We start from the raw sequence: 14,807 nt of genomic DNA, 5'->3' as shown, positions 1-14,807 counted from the left end.
ACCCATGAGGGCTGGTGGTAAGTCACCAGTAGGGCCGAGGGTCCGGCTTCGCCGGCCCCAGGTGCCGTCCCCTTGAGGGGGAAGGCGCTACACGAAGTGAGCGTCCGACGGGGGTGCTACAAAGTGTTTATGCGATCGCCGGCGGTGAAACCCATGGGCTCCCACGGAAGGCTTCCCCTCGCGCCAAAGCCGATCACCTTGAACAGCTCGCCCATTTCATGCTCGTTCACCAGCTTTTGCAACATCACCCGGTCTGGCAGGCTGGCGTTTTCCATGCCGTCCAGCAAGCCGCAATTGAGTAAAAAACGCCCCTGGCTGGTGTAGCCCAGCACCTGCAGGCCGGCTTCCTGCCCTGCCAGGGCAACGCCGGTGAAGTTGACATGCGCCGTGATGTCCTTGTCGCCCACGTCCGCCAGCGTATCGGCATCGGCCAGGTGGCCGCGGTGGCACATCAGCGTGCCCATGCTGCGTTGCGGATGGTAGTACTCGTGTTCGGGGAAGCCGTAGTCGAGCAGGAACACAGCGCCGGCGTCCAGCCGGTCGGCCAGTGTCCGCATGAAGCCTTCCGCCTGCGGATGGATTTCTGTGACGTAATCGTGTTCGCCTTCCACTTCAATGGGAGGCCGGAGATCGGTCGGGCTGTCGGCATGGACAAATTCTCCCTCAAGGCGGGCCACGCCGCGCTCATGCCAGAGGTTGTTGAGCCGCGCGAGCAGCTTCACCGGCATGGCATCCAGCACTTCGTTGCCCACCACCACGCCCCGCATCTGCGCCGGGAGCTCCGCTACCCAGTCCACCTTGCCGGCAAAAGCCTGCAACCGTTCCTGCTGGCGCTCGCGCAGGCTGCCCGACAAATCGACGATGCGGTACTGCGTGACCGAGTCGCCCAGCGCATCCAGCAACTGGTGCGCCAGGGCGCCCGAGCCGGCGCCGAATTCCCAGATTTCCGTGGTGCCGGTTGCCGCCAGCGCTTCTTTCACCTGCCGGGCCAGCGCCCGGCCAAAGTGGGCGGACATCTCCGGGGCCGTCGCAAAATCGCTGCCCGACTGCGGCATCAGGCCGAATTTGCGCGAGGCATTGGCGTAATAACCCCAGCCGGGCGTGTAAAGCGCCATCTCCATGAAACGGTCAAACCCGATCCAGCCGCCGGCAGCGTCAATGGCCCTGGCGATGTGGTCGGCAAGGCCGGTCGGTAAAATGGGGGGATTGGTCGTCTGGGTCATGTTTGTCACCGCCTGCAATTGTCGGCGATACGTCCCTGACCTTTTTTGCCAACCCTCACCACCCATGACCCCAACCCCGCCATCATCCCGACCCGTTGTCCTCGTGACCGGCGCCGCCAGGCGGCTGGGCCGCGACATCGCGCTGGCGCTCGCGGCCGGCGGCTGGCAGGTGGCGGTGCATTACCGCAGCTCCGAAGAAGATGCTATTAAAACAGTAGCTGCCTGCGCACAACTGTCGGGCGCTGCAGCCGCTTTTCATGCAGATTTAAACGACGAAACGGCGGTGCGTGGCCTGTTGCCGGCCGTGGTGGAGCGCATGGGCCAGGTCGATGCCGTGGTGAACAACGCCTCGACCTTTGAGCAAGACAGCGCCGCCAGCTTCGGTTTCGCCGCCATGGACCGGCATCTGCACAGCAACACCGGCGCCGCCATCGTGCTGGCCCAGGCCCTGCATGCGCATGTGGCCTCGCGCGGCGCCCAAGGCGCTGTCGTCAACCTGCTGGACCAGAAACTCTGGAACCAGAACCCCGACTTTTTCAGCTACACGCTTTCCAAGGCTGCACTGGAAGCAGCCGGCACCATGTTGGCACTGGCGCTGGCGCCGCAGGTTCGTGTGGTCGGCGTTGCGCCGGGGCTGACGCTGACCAGCCACCTGCTGACCGACGAACAATTCGAGGCCCGTCACAAACTGTCGCCGCTGGGTCGATCGTCCACCCCCGCCGACGTGGCGGCCACGGTGAAGTTTGCACTGGAGAACAGCTCCATCACCGGCACCACGCTGCTGGTGGATGGTGGCCAGCACCTGATGAAGTTCGAGCGCGATTTTTCGCTGATGTAAGCCATCGGCAACGGCTTACACATCACCACAACCGACCCACTACAGACTGGCACCATGTTCAATTCCCGGGGCACCCAGATCCTGAACCTCACCGGTTTGCGCTTTGACGCCAACCTGGGCATTCTGGATCACGAAAAAACCGCGCCGCAACCGATCCAGGTCGATGCCGAACTGAACCTGGGCGCTCAGCCGCTGCTGCCCCATGACGACGACATCCACCATGTGCTGGATTACCGCAAGGTGCGGCAGATCATCATCACCGAATGCACCTCGGAACACGTCAACCTGCTGGAAAGCCTGATCGGCAAGCTGGCGCACCGGCTGATGAAGTTACCCGGCGTGCTGGGCGTGCGGGTGAAGATCGCCAAACTTGAAATTTTTGACGACTGCGAAGTAGCCATTCGCATCGAGACGGGACAGTGGTGAACGATATGGGAGTGAATGATATGAGTGCTGTTTGGGAAGATGCTGTCGCGGAACACGAGCAGCAGGAAAGCTCCGCGCGCGTGCAAAACAGCATGAAGATCGAGCGCGAAGACCACAAGCTTGAAAAACGCCTGTGCCGCGAAGTCGGCCGCGCCATTGTCGACTTCAACATGATTGAAGAAGGCGACAAGGTCATGGTGTGCGTCTCGGGCGGCAAAGACAGCTACGCCATGCTCGACATTTTGCTGAAGCTGCAAAAGCGAGCGCCCATCAATTTCGAACTGGTGGCCGTCAACCTCGACCAGAAACAGCCCGGTTTCCCGGAGCACATCCTGCCGGACTATCTCGGCAAGCTGGGCGTGCCCTTCCACATCGAAAACCAGGACACTTACAGCATCGTCAAGCGCGTGATCCCCGAAGGCAAAACACTGTGCTCGCTGTGCTCACGCCTGCGCCGCGGCATCCTGTACCGCGTGGCGGGTGAGCTCGGCTGCACCAAGGTCGCGCTGGGCCATCACCGCGACGACATGCTGCAGACGTTTTTCCTCAACATGTTTTTTGCGGCCAAGCTCAAGGGCATGCCGCCCAAGCTGGTGAGCGACGACGGCAAGAACGTCGTTATCCGCCCCATGGCCTACGTGACCGAGAAAGACCTGACGCGTTGGGCGCAGGTGCGCGAATTTCCCATCATCCCGTGCACGCTGTGCGGCAGCCAGGAAAACCTGCAGCGCAAGCAGGTCGGCAACATGCTGCGCGAATGGGAGAAAAAATTCCCCGGCCGGCTGGAAAACATGTTCGCGTCACTGCAAAACATCGTGCCCTCGCACCTGATGGACAACAAGCGCCATGATTTCAAGGGCATCAAGGCAACCGGCATTGCCGACCCGGAAGGCGACAAGGCTTTTGATACCGAAGAGTTCCGGGAGCCGGTGCCGCCGGGGCTGTCCGTGATCGGTGTGCATTCGGGCTAAGTGATTTCTCAGCGTTCTTCGTTTTCAACAACTCATTGCTTTGGAGGCCTCATGAAACGTGCGTTCGCGATTTTCTTCGTGGCTGCCATGGCTTTTGTCATGGCGGGCTGTTCCACCGTGCGCCTGGTCGACAGTGACGTCACCGCCTTCTACAACTGGAACGGCGCGCCGCCTGCGCCTGGCACACCGTATCGCTTTGAGCGCCTGCCTTCCCAGCAGGCCGCCGGCTCGCCGCAGGATGCCGTTGAAGGCATGGCACGCAGCGCCCTGGCCAAGGTGGGAATGGAGCTCAATCCGCCCGCCGCACGCTACAGCGTGCAGATTGTGGCCACCACCCAGATCATCGACCGCGGCCCCTATGGTTACAGCCCCTACGGCGGTTTTGGGTTTGGAAGCGGCGTGTTCATGGGCGGCGGCAGCCGCGGCGTCGGGGTCGGCCTGTCGTTCCCAATCGGCGGCGGAATCTCGGAGCCGACCTATTTCAAGCGCGAGCTGAGCATCGTGATGCGCGACCTTCGCACCAACCAGGTCGCCTATGAAACACGGGCGCTGCACGACGGCGTCTGGTCGGACACCCCGGCGGTGCTGCCGGCCATGCTGGACTCGGCTCTGCGCGGCTTCCCGCAGCCGCCGCCGGGGACGCGCCGCATCAATGTCGAGATTCCCCGGTAAGAATGGAATCAACGCGCGTCATTGCCATACGCCACGGTGAAACCACCTGGAATGTGGACACCCGCATCCAGGGCCACCTGGACATCCCCCTCAACGACACCGGCCGCCGGCAGGCCGAACGCATGGCGCTCGCGCTGGCCGACGAACCGATCACCGCGATCTACGCCAGCGACCTGACCCGCGCCTGGGAGACGGCGCAATACCTGGGCCGTGTGCTGGGCATCGAGGTGACGCGCGAAGAAGGCCTGCGCGAACGCGGCTTCGGCGACTTCGAAGGGAAAACCTTTGCGGAGATTGAAGCCCTGCTGCCTGACCAGTCGATGCGCTGGCGCAAGCGGGACCCGGAATTTGCGCCCGCTGGCGGTGAATCATTGCTCGACTTGCGTAGCCGGGTGGTCACCACCGCCGAGCGCCTGGCAGCCGCCCACCCGGGCGAGCTGATCGCCATGGTGGGCCATGGCGGGGTGATGGACGTGCTTTACCGCGCCGCCACGCGACTGGACATCCAGGCCCCGCGTACCTGGGCGCTGGGCAACACGGCCATCAACCGCCTGCTCTGGACGCCCCAGGGCTTTTCCCTGGTGGGCTGGGCCGATACGCAGCACCTGGAAAACGACGCACTGGACGACAACGGATTTTCCGGCAGCGATGCCGGCGCCCGTCTCGGCGCACAATAAGCGCAGAATAAACATCAATGCACTCATGAGCACACAGCCGCCCCGCCTGGCCGAACTGATCGGGAAACCGGTCAACGACATCGACACGCCCGCCCTGGTCATCGACCTGGACGCAATGAAGCGCAACCTTGCGCGCATGGCTGAATTTGCCAAGAAGCACAATGTCCGCTGGCGTCCCCATGCCAAGCTGCACAAAAGCGTCGCGCTGGCCAAGGCGCAGATGCGGGCCGGCGCCATTGGCGTGTGCGTGCAAAAAACGTCCGAAGCCGAAATCATGGTGGCCGGCGGTGTGTACAACGTCTACATCAGCAATGAGGTCATCGCCCCGGCCAAGCTGGCCCGTGTGGCGGCGCTCACCCAAAAAGTCGCTGCCCAAGGCGGCCACCTTGCTATTGCGGTGGACAGCACCGAGGGTGTGATCCGTCTGGCGCAGGCCATGACGGAGGCCCGCATCAACAACAAGAATGCGGGTGCCACCGTGATCGACGTGTTTGTGGAAATCGACGTCGGCCAGGGGCGCTGCGGTGTCGAGCCCGGCGCCGCCGCCGTCACGCTGGTGCTGGAAATCCGCAAACACCCCGCGCTGCGTTTTGCCGGCTTGCAGGCCTACCATGGCAAGGCCCAGCACATGCGCAGTGCCCAGGAAAGGCGCGACGCCATTGCCAAAGCGGTGGAAGCCGTGCTCCTGACGCGCAAACTGATAGAAGCCCAGGGCATCACGGTAGACCTGGTCACGGGCGCCGGCACCGGCAGCCTGATGCTGGAAGCCGCCAGCGGCGTCTACGGCGAACTGCAGGCCGGCTCCTTCATGTTCATGGACGCCGACTACGCCCAAAACGAACGGGACCCGTCGCAGCCGCAGTTCGAACATGCGCTGTTCGTCAAAACCCAGGTGATCAGCACGCACGGCAGCCATGCCGTGTGCGACGCCGGCCACAAAAGCCACGCCATTGATTCCGGCCTGCCGCTGGTGCATGCCTTTGACAGTGAAAGCGAGCTGGCCTATTTCAATGGCGGCGACGAGCACGGTATCTTGCGGCCCGCGGGCGACAGCAAGCGCCTGCCGGGCCTGGGCAGCATGCTGTGGCTGATTCCCGGCCACTGCGACCCTACCGTGAATTTGCACGATGCCATGATCGGCGTGGCCGGTGGCCTGCGCCACGGTACGGTGCAGCGCATTTACCAGGTCGACGCCCGCGGCGCGCTGACCTGACTCCCCTGCGCGTAAAGCAGCGCGTCTAGAAATTCACGCCGTAAACAGCGTACATCGGTGACGGCGCACCATTGATGCGCCCGCCCCGGTACTCCGCTTCGCGTGCCGACTGCAGCACGACCCCATTGAGCTCGGCGTGCGTGGACGACAGCACCCGCGCATCGAGCAGCTTGCCCTCGGCGTCCAGCAATGTGATCACGACGACGCGGCCATGGATGCCCTGCGCACGGTAAGCCTGCAAGGCGTCGAGCGCGCCGGGCTTGCGCACGCGCGCGATGGAAATTTTTTGCCCCATATTGTCGCCGTCCTGCATCTGCGGCGCCTGCGGATGATCAGCGTAGAGTTTTCCCATCTGCCGGAACAGCTCGGGGAATTCCGGCAGGCTGGACGTGGAAGCGAGAGGCACGGCCGGATTGGGCATGCGCGGTCCCGGTGCCGGGACCGCGCAGCCCCCGACAGCCATTGCCCAGCAAAGCATCAGGCACGGCGAAATCAGGGAGCGGCGAGACATGGCTATTTTCTCAAGGGTTGGATTTGGATTTGGGCTTGGCGGCGCTCACACGTTCTGAAATCCGCGACTCAATGGCCTTGAGCTCCGCGCTGATCACCAGCACGCGGGCCTGACCGGCTGAGGCTGTGATATCGCCCTGCACGGCACGTGCAGTGGCCAGCTGGATTTGCATCAGTTCCACCATCAGATTGTTGGCGCGCTTGACGTCGCGCATGCCGGCGCCGACTTTGTCATTGGCAGGGATGTCCAGCGGGGCCAGGGCGCGCTGGACGGCCTGATAACCCGGCAGGTGCCGTGTTTCTATCGCCTGGACAAATTCAGGCTCCGGCATCTTGCCTTCCCGAAAAGCTTTGACGTCGGCCTGAAAGGCTTTTTCCGCGGCTTGCATCGCGGGCAAAATGCGGGTCAACCCGGCCTGGAATTCAAACAGCTGCCGGTGGTGCACGGCAGGGGTGGGCGTTGTGGTCACCAGAGCGGCCACTGCGGTGGCCGACAGCAACGAACCGATAGCCGCCGTTGAAAGCCGCCGCGCCGGTGTGGCAACGGCGGCGATTTTTTCGGTCAGCACCCAGGCCAGCACACATCCTGCCATGAGGCCCCCCACGTGGGCGGCGTTATCGATACCCTGCTTGCTGAAACCCTGAACGAGCGCATACGCCAGAAACACGCCCTGACTGGTCATCACGTTCTTGCTGGTAACGCCGGGTATTTGCCCGCGATGCTGGTGCACCGCCACCAGCAGCGCCCCCAGGACACCAAACACCGCACCGGAAGCACCGACGGAAACGGATTGCTGGGCAGAAAAATGCAGGCTGAGCGCACTGCCGGTGAGCGCACTGGCCAGGTAGATCAACAGGAACTGAAAGTTGCCGTGAAGCCGGTTGAGTTGGACCCCGCCCTGCCACAAGCCCAGCATGTTCAACGCGAGGTGCAGAAAGCCGCCGTGCAGAAAGGTGGCTGTCAACAGACGCCAATACTGGCGGTCTTCCACCACTGACGCCGCCGAATTGGCGCCCCAGGCCAAAAGCTCCGACGGCAAGGGTTTGAACGCGCTGATTCCGGCACCGAGATTCGCCAGCCAGACAGCGACGTTCACGCCGACCACCAGGTAAAGCGCCCAAGTCACAGGCGTGAGCTCCTTCAGGCGGGCGTCGAAATTTTCCACGGCCTTGAGTTCAGCGGTCCGCTGCTCCATCGCCTGCATAAAGCCCCGTCCGCCGTAGGTAGCAAAGGCCTGCGTCGCGGCCATGATCGCGTCGGGGTGGTCTTTGGTCCGTACGCCGTTCAAGAGAATGCAAAGCCGCTTTTTACGGCTGCCCCACCACCATTTGTCTTTCACATGAGGTGCGAGCGACACGTTGATCGACGTGTGGCCCTGCGCAGACTGCGACTCGATATCTGACACCTCAGCCCACGCGATGGTCCTGTTTTTCAGTACGGCGGCGCTGATGCCTTCGGGGCCCACCCGCAAGGCGGGACGTCCGCCGACAAGCTGCCGCCCAAAAAGCCAGACGAACCACAGCAGGCCGCCCAGGCTGGCCAGTCGCCATCCGGGAAAACCGGAAAACGGGACAAACACAAGAATCAAGGCCGGAATGACGGCCAGGAATGAAAAGAGGATCGTCAGGGTTCCCGTGGTGCTGCGCCACGATGAGGGAAACTCACGCACATATTCAGGCGCATCAGGTGCGCCTGCCAGCAAGGCCGACGGAACAGTATCCGGAAATTCCATGCTCCCCTCCTGCCCTTGCCACCTGGCGGGCCGGTTTATTGTTTATTTGCCGGCGCCAAAGAAGTCTTGCCCTTGCTGCGGCGGCGCCACACCCAGATGGCGGTAGGCGGCCAGCGTAGCGATGCGCCCGCGCGGTGTGCGCTGCAGATAGCCCTGCTGGATCAAATAGGGTTCGATCACGTCTTCAATTGTGTCGCGCTCTTCGCCGATACTGGCGGCGATGTTGTCCAGGCCCACAGGCCCGCCGTCGAAGCGGTGAATGACGGCTTCCAGCAACTTGCGGTCCATCACGTCAAAGCCCTGCGGGTCCACGTCGAGCATGGCGAGTGCCTTGTTGGCGATGTCCAGTGAGATGTGGCCGCTGCCTTTGACGTCGGCGTAGTCGCGCACGCGGCGCAGCAGGCGGTTGGCGATGCGCGGCGTGCCGCGTGAACGGCGGGCAATTTCAAAACCGCCTTCTTCGTCCATGGGCGCATTGAGCAACTTGGCGCTGCGCCGCACGATGCGTGCGAGTTCGTCGGGCGTATAAAACTCCAGCCGTGCCACGATGCCGAAACGGTCGCGCAGCGGGTTGGTCAGCATGCCGGCGCGCGTGGTGGCGCCCACCAGCGTGAAGGGCTGCAGGTCGAGCTTGATGCTGCGCGCCGCCGGGCCTTCGCCGATCATGATGTCGATCTGGTAGTCCTCCAGCGCGGGGTAGAGGATTTCTTCGACCACCGGGCTCAGGCGGTGGATTTCGTCGATGAAGAGAACGTCGTTCTTTTCAAGGTTGGTCAGCAGCGCCGCCAGGTCCTTGGGTTTTTCCAGCACCGGGCCCGAGGTCTGTCGCAGGTTCACACCGAGTTCATGCGCAATGATGTGGGACAGCGTGGTCTTGCCCAGACCGGGCGGGCCGAACAGCAGCACGTGGTCCAGCGCCTCGCTGCGCTTTTTGGCCGCGCCAATGAAGATTTCCAGCTGGTCGCGCACCTTGGTCTGGCCGACGTACTCGTCAAACAGTTTGGGGCGCAACGCGCGCTCGATCGCCTCCTCGCCGGGTGAGGCCGGCGCGGCCGACATCACGCGCTTGGCGGGCGGGAAGTCGCCGGGAGCGAAATCGTCGGTTTGTATGCTCATACTGGGTTACCGGCCTATTTCGCCAGCGCCTTCAACGCCAACTTGATGCCGTCACTCACGCCGATATCTTTGGGCAATGCCTTCAGTGCCAGTGCGGCGTCGCGGTCGCTATAGCCCAACGCCACCAGGGCCTGCAGGATGTCGGACTGGGCATCGTTGGCGACGCTGACCTGCACGCCGATGTCGGCGCCCAGCTTGCCTTTGAGTTCAAGCAGCAGGCGCTCGGCAGTCTTCTTGCCGATGCCGGGCACCTTGATGATTCGGCCGGCTTCCTGTTGTGTCACAGCCTGCGACAGTTCTTCAACGCTCATGCCGCTGAGCACGCTGAGCGCGGTGCGTGGGCCCACGCCGGAAATCTTGATGAGCTGGCGGAAGGCGGCACGCTCGGTGGCGCTGCCGAAGCCGTAGAGGATCTGCGCGTCTTCACGCACCACAAAATGCGTCAGCAGGCTGACTTTTTCGCCCAGGCCGGGCAGGTTGTAGAAGGTGCTCATGGGCACCAGCACTTCATAGCCGACACCGTTGCAGTCCACCAGGATTTCCGGGGGATTTTTTTCGGCCAGCTGGCCAGAGAGTCTTCCAATCATGGGCAAATCTTATCAGTCAGACGCAGGCGCCTGTTTGGGCGGACAATTGTGTTTTTCCGCCTTTAACCGCCGTTTTTCCAGGAAAACCACCGCCTTGATTCTTCGCCACACCTTCACGCCGCCGAACAACACCCGCATGGGCCACCTGTGCGGACCCATGGACAGCCACATCCGTACCATCGAAGTGGCGCTGGACGTCACGATTGCCCACCGTTTCGAGCAGTTCAAGATCGACGGCACCAAGGTCAAGGCCAACCAGGCGCTGGAAGTGCTGCAGGCCCTGTACGAAATCGCCCAGCGGCCCATAGAGCCCGAAACCGTGCAGCTGATGCTGGCCGGCGACACCGCGCTCAGCATCGCACCCGACGGCGCCATGGCGTTGTCGACCCGCCGCGCCGACCTGCGCGCCCGCACCACCAACCAGGGCACCTACCTGGAAAACATCGCCACCCACGACATCACTTTCGGTATCGGCCCGGCCGGCACCGGCAAGACCTACCTCGCCGTGGCGTGTGCGGTGGATGCGCTGGAGCGCAGCACGGTGCAGCGCATCGTGCTGACCCGCCCGGCGGTCGAGGCCGGCGAGCGCCTGGGCTTTTTGCCGGGCGACCTGAGCCAGAAGGTGGACCCTTACCTGCGTCCGCTGTATGACGCGCTGCACGAGCTGATGGGCTTCGAGCGCGTGCAAAAGGCCTTTGAGCGCCAGCAGATCGAGATCGCGCCGCTGGCCTTCATGCGCGGCCGCACGCTGAACCATGCCTTCGTCATCCTCGACGAAGCGCAAAACACCACGCCCGAGCAGATGAAGATGTTTTTGACCCGTATCGGCTTTGGCAGCAAGGCCGTGGTGACGGGCGACATCAGCCAGGTTGATTTGCCGCGCACGCAGCTGAGCGGCCTGGTGGACGCCGAGCGCGTGCTCAAGCGCGTCAAAGGCATTGCGATCACGCGCCTGACGAGCGCCGACGTGGTGCGCCACCCGTTGGTGGCCCGCATTGTGGATGCGTACGACAAGACGCGGCCCGGCATCGCGGCAGAAATTGCTACAGATTCGATAGCTGCTCCCGCACGCCGCACCAGCGCCAGGAGCCGGAATGGCTCTTAAAAACCTGAGTTTGTCCCTGCAGTTTGGCGACCTGAAAGACGCCGCCCTCCACCGCGCCGCCCTGCCGCGCCACAGCGTGGCCCGCTGGATCCGCCACGCGCTGGCGCACGACGGCGAGATCACTGTACGCATCGTCGACGCCGAAGAAGGCCAGGCGCTGAACCGCGACTACCGCCAGCGCGACTACGCCACCAACGTGCTGACCTTCGACTACACCCAGGAGCCGGTGGTCACGGCCGACCTGGTGCTGTGCGCGCCGGTGGTGGCCAAAGAGGCGAAAGAGAACAAAAAGACGCTGCAGGCCCACTATGCGCATTTGCTGGTGCACGGCACGCTGCACGCGCAGGGCTGGGACCACGAAACGAACGAGCGCGATGCGCTGGAGATGGAAGCGCTGGAGATCCTGTTGATGGGGTCGCTGGGCTACGCCAACCCCTACTGAAGCGTGGTGGTCAGACGGTCGGCTCGTTCAGGGGCATCCGGAGCTGCTGCAGCACCGGCCGCAGGCGCGTCGGGTCGGCGCAGAGGAACAAGGCCCATTCGCCACTGTCTCCCGGCGCCAGCCAATGTGCACGCTCGGGCCGCTGCACGAGCGCCATAAAGCGGTCGAACGCATGCAGCACCGCCCAGACGTCCATCCAGGTGCCCTGCGGCGCGGCGCGAAAGCTGAATCCCTGTCCGGCGTGGTAGACATGTACCTGCTGCAGGGTGCCTTCCGTCGTATAGACCGGCACGCCGTCGATCTGCTTCTGGAAACCGGGGCGCTCCTCGTGCGGCACGGGTTTGAATTCCACGTTGCCACGCTGCACCACGGCCTCCAGCGCAAGCGGCGGACGCAAGGCGCCCACCAGTTGCCCGAACAACCCGGCGTGGTCATGCTCATAACCGTTGTCGCGAATGCTGAAGAACACCAGCCGGCTTTGTTGCGCGTCGATCAGGTGGCACAGGCTGTCGAAGCCGCCGGGCGGAATGGCCGCGGTGCGTTCCAGCGGCGCGGGGTCGATCGCGCCAGCTTCGGCAAGCAGCTGCGCGGCCTCGGTCCAGGTGGTACCTGTTCGCAGCCAATGCTGATCCATCGCATCCCAGGGGCGCATCGCATTGAGGTCAAGCCGCTCGCCCAGGCCCAGCGCCGTCATGTGCGCCATGACGCCCTGGGCCAACCAGGGCTTCTCCGCGCACTCCCGCGCTGAAGCCAGCGCACGCGCCAGCGATTCGCCGAGGTCGGCGTTGTCCGCCGGCGTGCGGGCCAGCGGGGCCAACACTTCGACGAGGTAGCGGATGCTCTCCGCGGCCCTGGGGTGGCTCGCGACGGGTCCGGCACCGCAATACCCGGCCAGCGCGGTTCGCAGCCCGGCGACGATCTGCGCGTCCGCGTTCGCTTCCCGCGGCCAGGCCTTCAGGAGAGTGGTCGCCCGATAGCACCAGGTGGGTTGCGCCGCAGCCAGCAGCAGCTCCGGCAAGGTGACCAGCCCCGCGTCCGCTACCTGCTGCAAAGACTCACCGAGCGAATCGCCGCCCGACGCCAGCAGGTCGGCGATGACTGTGGGCCGCTCGGGCAGCATGAGGCCGGTCATCGCGTGGAGGTGGGCCATCGCCACCGCGCGCACGATCGCGTCGATGGCGCGAAATGCCGCCACGTCCTGCAAAAGCGCGGCGGCTTCTGCGCTCTTGCGGAAGCTGACGGCAGCGAGCAGGGACTCCGGATAGATCCAGCCATGGCAGGTGGAGCGCAGCCGTTCGGCCGCGTTAGGTGCCGCCATGCACTCGCGCAGTACCTGGGCCGCCAGGGCAGCCGCGCGCTCGCGGTGGCGCTCCTCGCAGGGGGGCTTGGTCCAGACGGACAGGCGCAGGCAGAGGTCCGCCGCCAGTGAGCCGCGATGCATCAGGTCTTTCGCGGCGCGGATGCCGGGCTCGAGCAGGAAGCCTGCGATAGCGTCGAAGGTTCCCACGTCGCGGTCCAGTCCGGCGAAGTACCCGATGGCCCTGCCGCCCAGCACGGCATCCGGGCGCCGCTGTAGCGCCACCAGATGGCGATGCGCCGCCTGTGGCACTTTCCGCGTGAAATAGTCCATCACGGCTTCGGCTTCGTGCTCGCGCATGGGACGGTCCAGCGCGGCCGCGAGCCCGTCCGCCAGCGGCTGCGCCCAATCGTCCGGCAGCGCTGAGGGCCCGTGCGACAGGTGGCGCACCTGGTCCAGCGCGAGCGTGAAGCGGGCGGGGTCGTCGTGCCGCAGCAGCTCGAGGAAGATGGCCAGCCCTTGCTGCTGACCAAGATGCAGCACCACCAAACCCAGATGACTCCGCACCCGGTCGTTGTCCTGTTTTTCCGGCAGGGTGCCAAGGTACTGGACGAGTTCATCCCAGTCTCCGGCGTAATGCGGGCGCAGGTAGCGGACCCAGGTTGGGCTCTGCCCACGCAGGTTGCCCAGCACCTCGGCGCGCGACCAGGTCCGTGGCGCTTCGCGGGCAAGCGCCTCTTCGAGCGGGGTGTCGTCGGGTTGCATGGTCGATTCCTGTGGTTCAGATCTTCAGGGGAATCGTCACCGGCCCGTCGTTGACCAGGTGCACCTGCATGTCAGCGGCGAATTCGCCGGTCTGGACCACTGGATGGACGGCGCGGGCCTGGACCACGAAGTAGTCGTACAGGCGCCGTCCTTCGTCAGGCGGGGCCGCACCGGTGAAGCTGGGCCGGTTGCCGCCCGAGGCGTCTGCGGCCAAGGTGAATTGGCTCACGATGAGCAGGCCGCCTTTGACGTCCTGCACGCTGAGGTTCATTTTTCCGGCTTCGTCGGAAAAAATCCGCAGCTTGAGTATTTTGGCGAGCAGCTTGTCGGCCTGCGCCTCCGCGTCGCCGCGCTCTGCGCACACCAGCACCAGCAGCCCGCCGCCAATCTGGCCGACGGTTTCGCCGGCAATCACCACGCGGGCCTCGGCCACGCGTTGCAGCACCGCCTTCATCAGTCAGTTACACCGGCAGCCACAAACAGCGGCTTGCCGACCGGGCCGGCAAGGAAACTGACAAACTGCTGGGCCACGTCCTGCTGTTTGCCGGAAGCCAGCGGCGCGGCGGTGTAGGACGTGTAGTTCTGCACCTCGGCCGGCACCGGGCCGACGAACCGCAGGCCCTTGTCCTTGTACAGAAGAATCTCGGTCATCGCACCGAAGCCGATCTCGCGCCCCTTGCCCTTGAGCACGTGCTCCATCACCGAGGCGCCGTCGGGGTAACGCGTGGTTTTGCTTTCCACCTGCGCATACACGTCCATCTTCTTGAGCAGGCCCTCCAGGTACAAGCCGGTAGATGCGCGGTTGAACACCAGCGAGTCGGCGGCCAGCACCGAGCCTTTGAGTGCCTCGGCATTGGTGATGTCGGGCACAGGCGCGCCTTCGCGCACAGCCACACCCATGCCGACACGGCCGACGTTGGCGCGCGTTTCCGCCAGCTTGCTAGCCGCGGCAAATTCGCCAATGACCGCGGGCGGTGCGATCACCACGTCAAACGCCGGATTGTTGTCCATGCGTTTTTTCAGCTCGGGCGCGGTGTTGAAGGTGATTTTCGCGGTGTGCCCGGTCTGCTTTTCAAAAGCGGCCGCTGCCGCATTGAGGCCGGGCTCGATGGCGCCGGCGCTCAGCACCTGGAGCTCTGCCGCCTGCGCGGCGGCGCTGAGCAGTGTGAAGGCAACGATACGGGCGGCAAGCGCAAGAGTGGTTTGTTTCATCAAGGCTCCTGGACTCAGGG

At 64.2% G+C, this 14,807-nt stretch carries 16 protein-coding genes; 8 read left to right on the top strand and 8 right to left on the bottom strand.

Features of this window, described 5'->3' with window-relative positions:
- Positions 1–116: 116 nt before the first annotated feature.
- Positions 117–1,223, bottom strand: coding sequence for a class I SAM-dependent methyltransferase (locus tag AC1DYR_RS19330; RefSeq protein WP_477706527.1), 1,107 nt, complete (start codon positions 1,221–1,223; stop codon positions 117–119).
- Between the two features lie 64 nt (positions 1,224–1,287).
- Here AC1DYR_RS19330 and AC1DYR_RS19325 point away from each other — a divergent pair, with 64 nt between their 5' ends.
- Genes AC1DYR_RS19325 through AC1DYR_RS19300 form a run of 6 tightly spaced genes read left to right on the top strand, consistent with a single transcriptional unit; the run spans position 1,288 to position 6,020 of the window.
- Positions 1,288–2,061, top strand: a complete 774-nt coding sequence (locus AC1DYR_RS19325; protein WP_477706526.1) for an SDR family oxidoreductase — start codon at positions 1,288–1,290, stop codon at positions 2,059–2,061.
- A gap of 54 nt (positions 2,062–2,115) precedes the next feature.
- On the top strand, positions 2,116–2,487 hold the full coding sequence (locus tag AC1DYR_RS19320) for a dihydroneopterin aldolase (protein ID WP_348046741.1): 372 nt from the start codon (positions 2,116–2,118) through the stop codon (positions 2,485–2,487).
- Between the two features lie 20 nt (positions 2,488–2,507).
- Positions 2,508–3,458 (top strand): tRNA 2-thiocytidine(32) synthetase TtcA, encoded by a 951-nt coding sequence (ttcA, locus tag AC1DYR_RS19315; RefSeq protein WP_477706525.1) that lies wholly within the window; start codon positions 2,508–2,510, stop codon positions 3,456–3,458.
- Positions 3,459–3,509: 51 nt separating this feature from the next.
- Entirely contained in the window at positions 3,510–4,130 is a 621-nt protein-coding gene (locus tag AC1DYR_RS19310) for a DUF4136 domain-containing protein (RefSeq protein WP_477706524.1), read from the top strand.
- 2 nt (positions 4,131–4,132) lie between these two features.
- Positions 4,133–4,807 (top strand): histidine phosphatase family protein, encoded by a 675-nt coding sequence (locus AC1DYR_RS19305; RefSeq protein ID WP_477706523.1) that lies wholly within the window; start codon positions 4,133–4,135, stop codon positions 4,805–4,807.
- 25 nt (positions 4,808–4,832) lie between these two features.
- On the top strand, positions 4,833–6,020 hold the full coding sequence (locus AC1DYR_RS19300) for a DSD1 family PLP-dependent enzyme (protein WP_477706522.1): 1,188 nt from the start codon (positions 4,833–4,835) through the stop codon (positions 6,018–6,020).
- A gap of 25 nt (positions 6,021–6,045) precedes the next feature.
- Here the strand turns inward: AC1DYR_RS19300 and AC1DYR_RS19295 are convergent, their stop codons facing one another.
- The 4 genes from AC1DYR_RS19295 to ruvA all read right to left on the bottom strand — a co-directional run bounded on the left by AC1DYR_RS19295 (position 6,046) and on the right by ruvA (position 9,966).
- Positions 6,046–6,441 carry an energy transducer TonB family protein gene (locus tag AC1DYR_RS19295; RefSeq protein ID WP_477706521.1) on the bottom strand — a complete coding sequence of 132 codons (396 nt, stop codon included), beginning with the start codon at positions 6,439–6,441 and terminating at the stop codon, positions 6,046–6,048.
- A gap of 100 nt (positions 6,442–6,541) precedes the next feature.
- Complete coding sequence (locus tag AC1DYR_RS19290) at positions 6,542–8,263, bottom strand: rhomboid family intramembrane serine protease (RefSeq protein ID WP_477706520.1); 1,722 nt, start codon at positions 8,261–8,263, stop codon at positions 6,542–6,544.
- Positions 8,264–8,305: 42 nt separating this feature from the next.
- On the bottom strand, positions 8,306–9,379 hold the full coding sequence (ruvB, locus tag AC1DYR_RS19285; RefSeq protein ID WP_477706519.1) for a Holliday junction branch migration DNA helicase RuvB: 1,074 nt from the start codon (positions 9,377–9,379) through the stop codon (positions 8,306–8,308).
- A 14-nt stretch (positions 9,380–9,393) separates the two neighbouring features.
- Positions 9,394–9,966 (bottom strand): Holliday junction branch migration protein RuvA, encoded by a 573-nt coding sequence (ruvA, locus tag AC1DYR_RS19280; RefSeq protein ID WP_007867616.1) that lies wholly within the window; start codon positions 9,964–9,966, stop codon positions 9,394–9,396.
- A gap of 94 nt (positions 9,967–10,060) precedes the next feature.
- Between ruvA and AC1DYR_RS19275 the strand changes: the two genes are divergently transcribed.
- Together AC1DYR_RS19275 and ybeY are read left to right on the top strand one after the other, a co-directional pair.
- Positions 10,061–11,071, top strand: coding sequence for a PhoH family protein (locus AC1DYR_RS19275; protein ID WP_477670040.1), 1,011 nt, complete (start codon positions 10,061–10,063; stop codon positions 11,069–11,071).
- Complete coding sequence (gene ybeY / locus AC1DYR_RS19270; RefSeq protein ID WP_477706518.1) at positions 11,061–11,513, top strand: rRNA maturation RNase YbeY; 453 nt, start codon at positions 11,061–11,063, stop codon at positions 11,511–11,513. The genes AC1DYR_RS19275 and ybeY overlap by 11 nt, the downstream gene beginning before the upstream one ends.
- Before the next feature lie 10 nt (positions 11,514–11,523).
- Here the strand turns inward: ybeY and AC1DYR_RS19265 are convergent, their stop codons facing one another.
- Genes AC1DYR_RS19265 through AC1DYR_RS19255 form a run of 3 tightly spaced genes read right to left on the bottom strand, consistent with a single transcriptional unit; the run spans position 11,524 to position 14,787 of the window.
- Entirely contained in the window at positions 11,524–13,575 is a 2,052-nt protein-coding gene (locus tag AC1DYR_RS19265; protein ID WP_477706517.1) for a hypothetical protein, read from the bottom strand.
- A 16-nt stretch (positions 13,576–13,591) separates the two neighbouring features.
- On the bottom strand, positions 13,592–14,029 hold the full coding sequence (gene dtd / locus AC1DYR_RS19260) for a D-aminoacyl-tRNA deacylase (protein WP_477706516.1): 438 nt from the start codon (positions 14,027–14,029) through the stop codon (positions 13,592–13,594).
- Positions 14,029–14,787, bottom strand: a complete 759-nt coding sequence (locus tag AC1DYR_RS19255; protein WP_477706515.1) for a molybdate ABC transporter substrate-binding protein — start codon at positions 14,785–14,787, stop codon at positions 14,029–14,031. Before AC1DYR_RS19255 ends, dtd begins: the two co-directional genes overlap by 1 nt.
- Positions 14,788–14,807: the final 20 nt, after the last annotated feature.

This window comes from Polaromonas sp. P1_F9 (genome assembly GCF_056405615.1).
The sequence above is the reverse complement of the archived record's forward strand: the minus strand, read 5'-3'. Positions and strand labels throughout refer to the sequence as shown.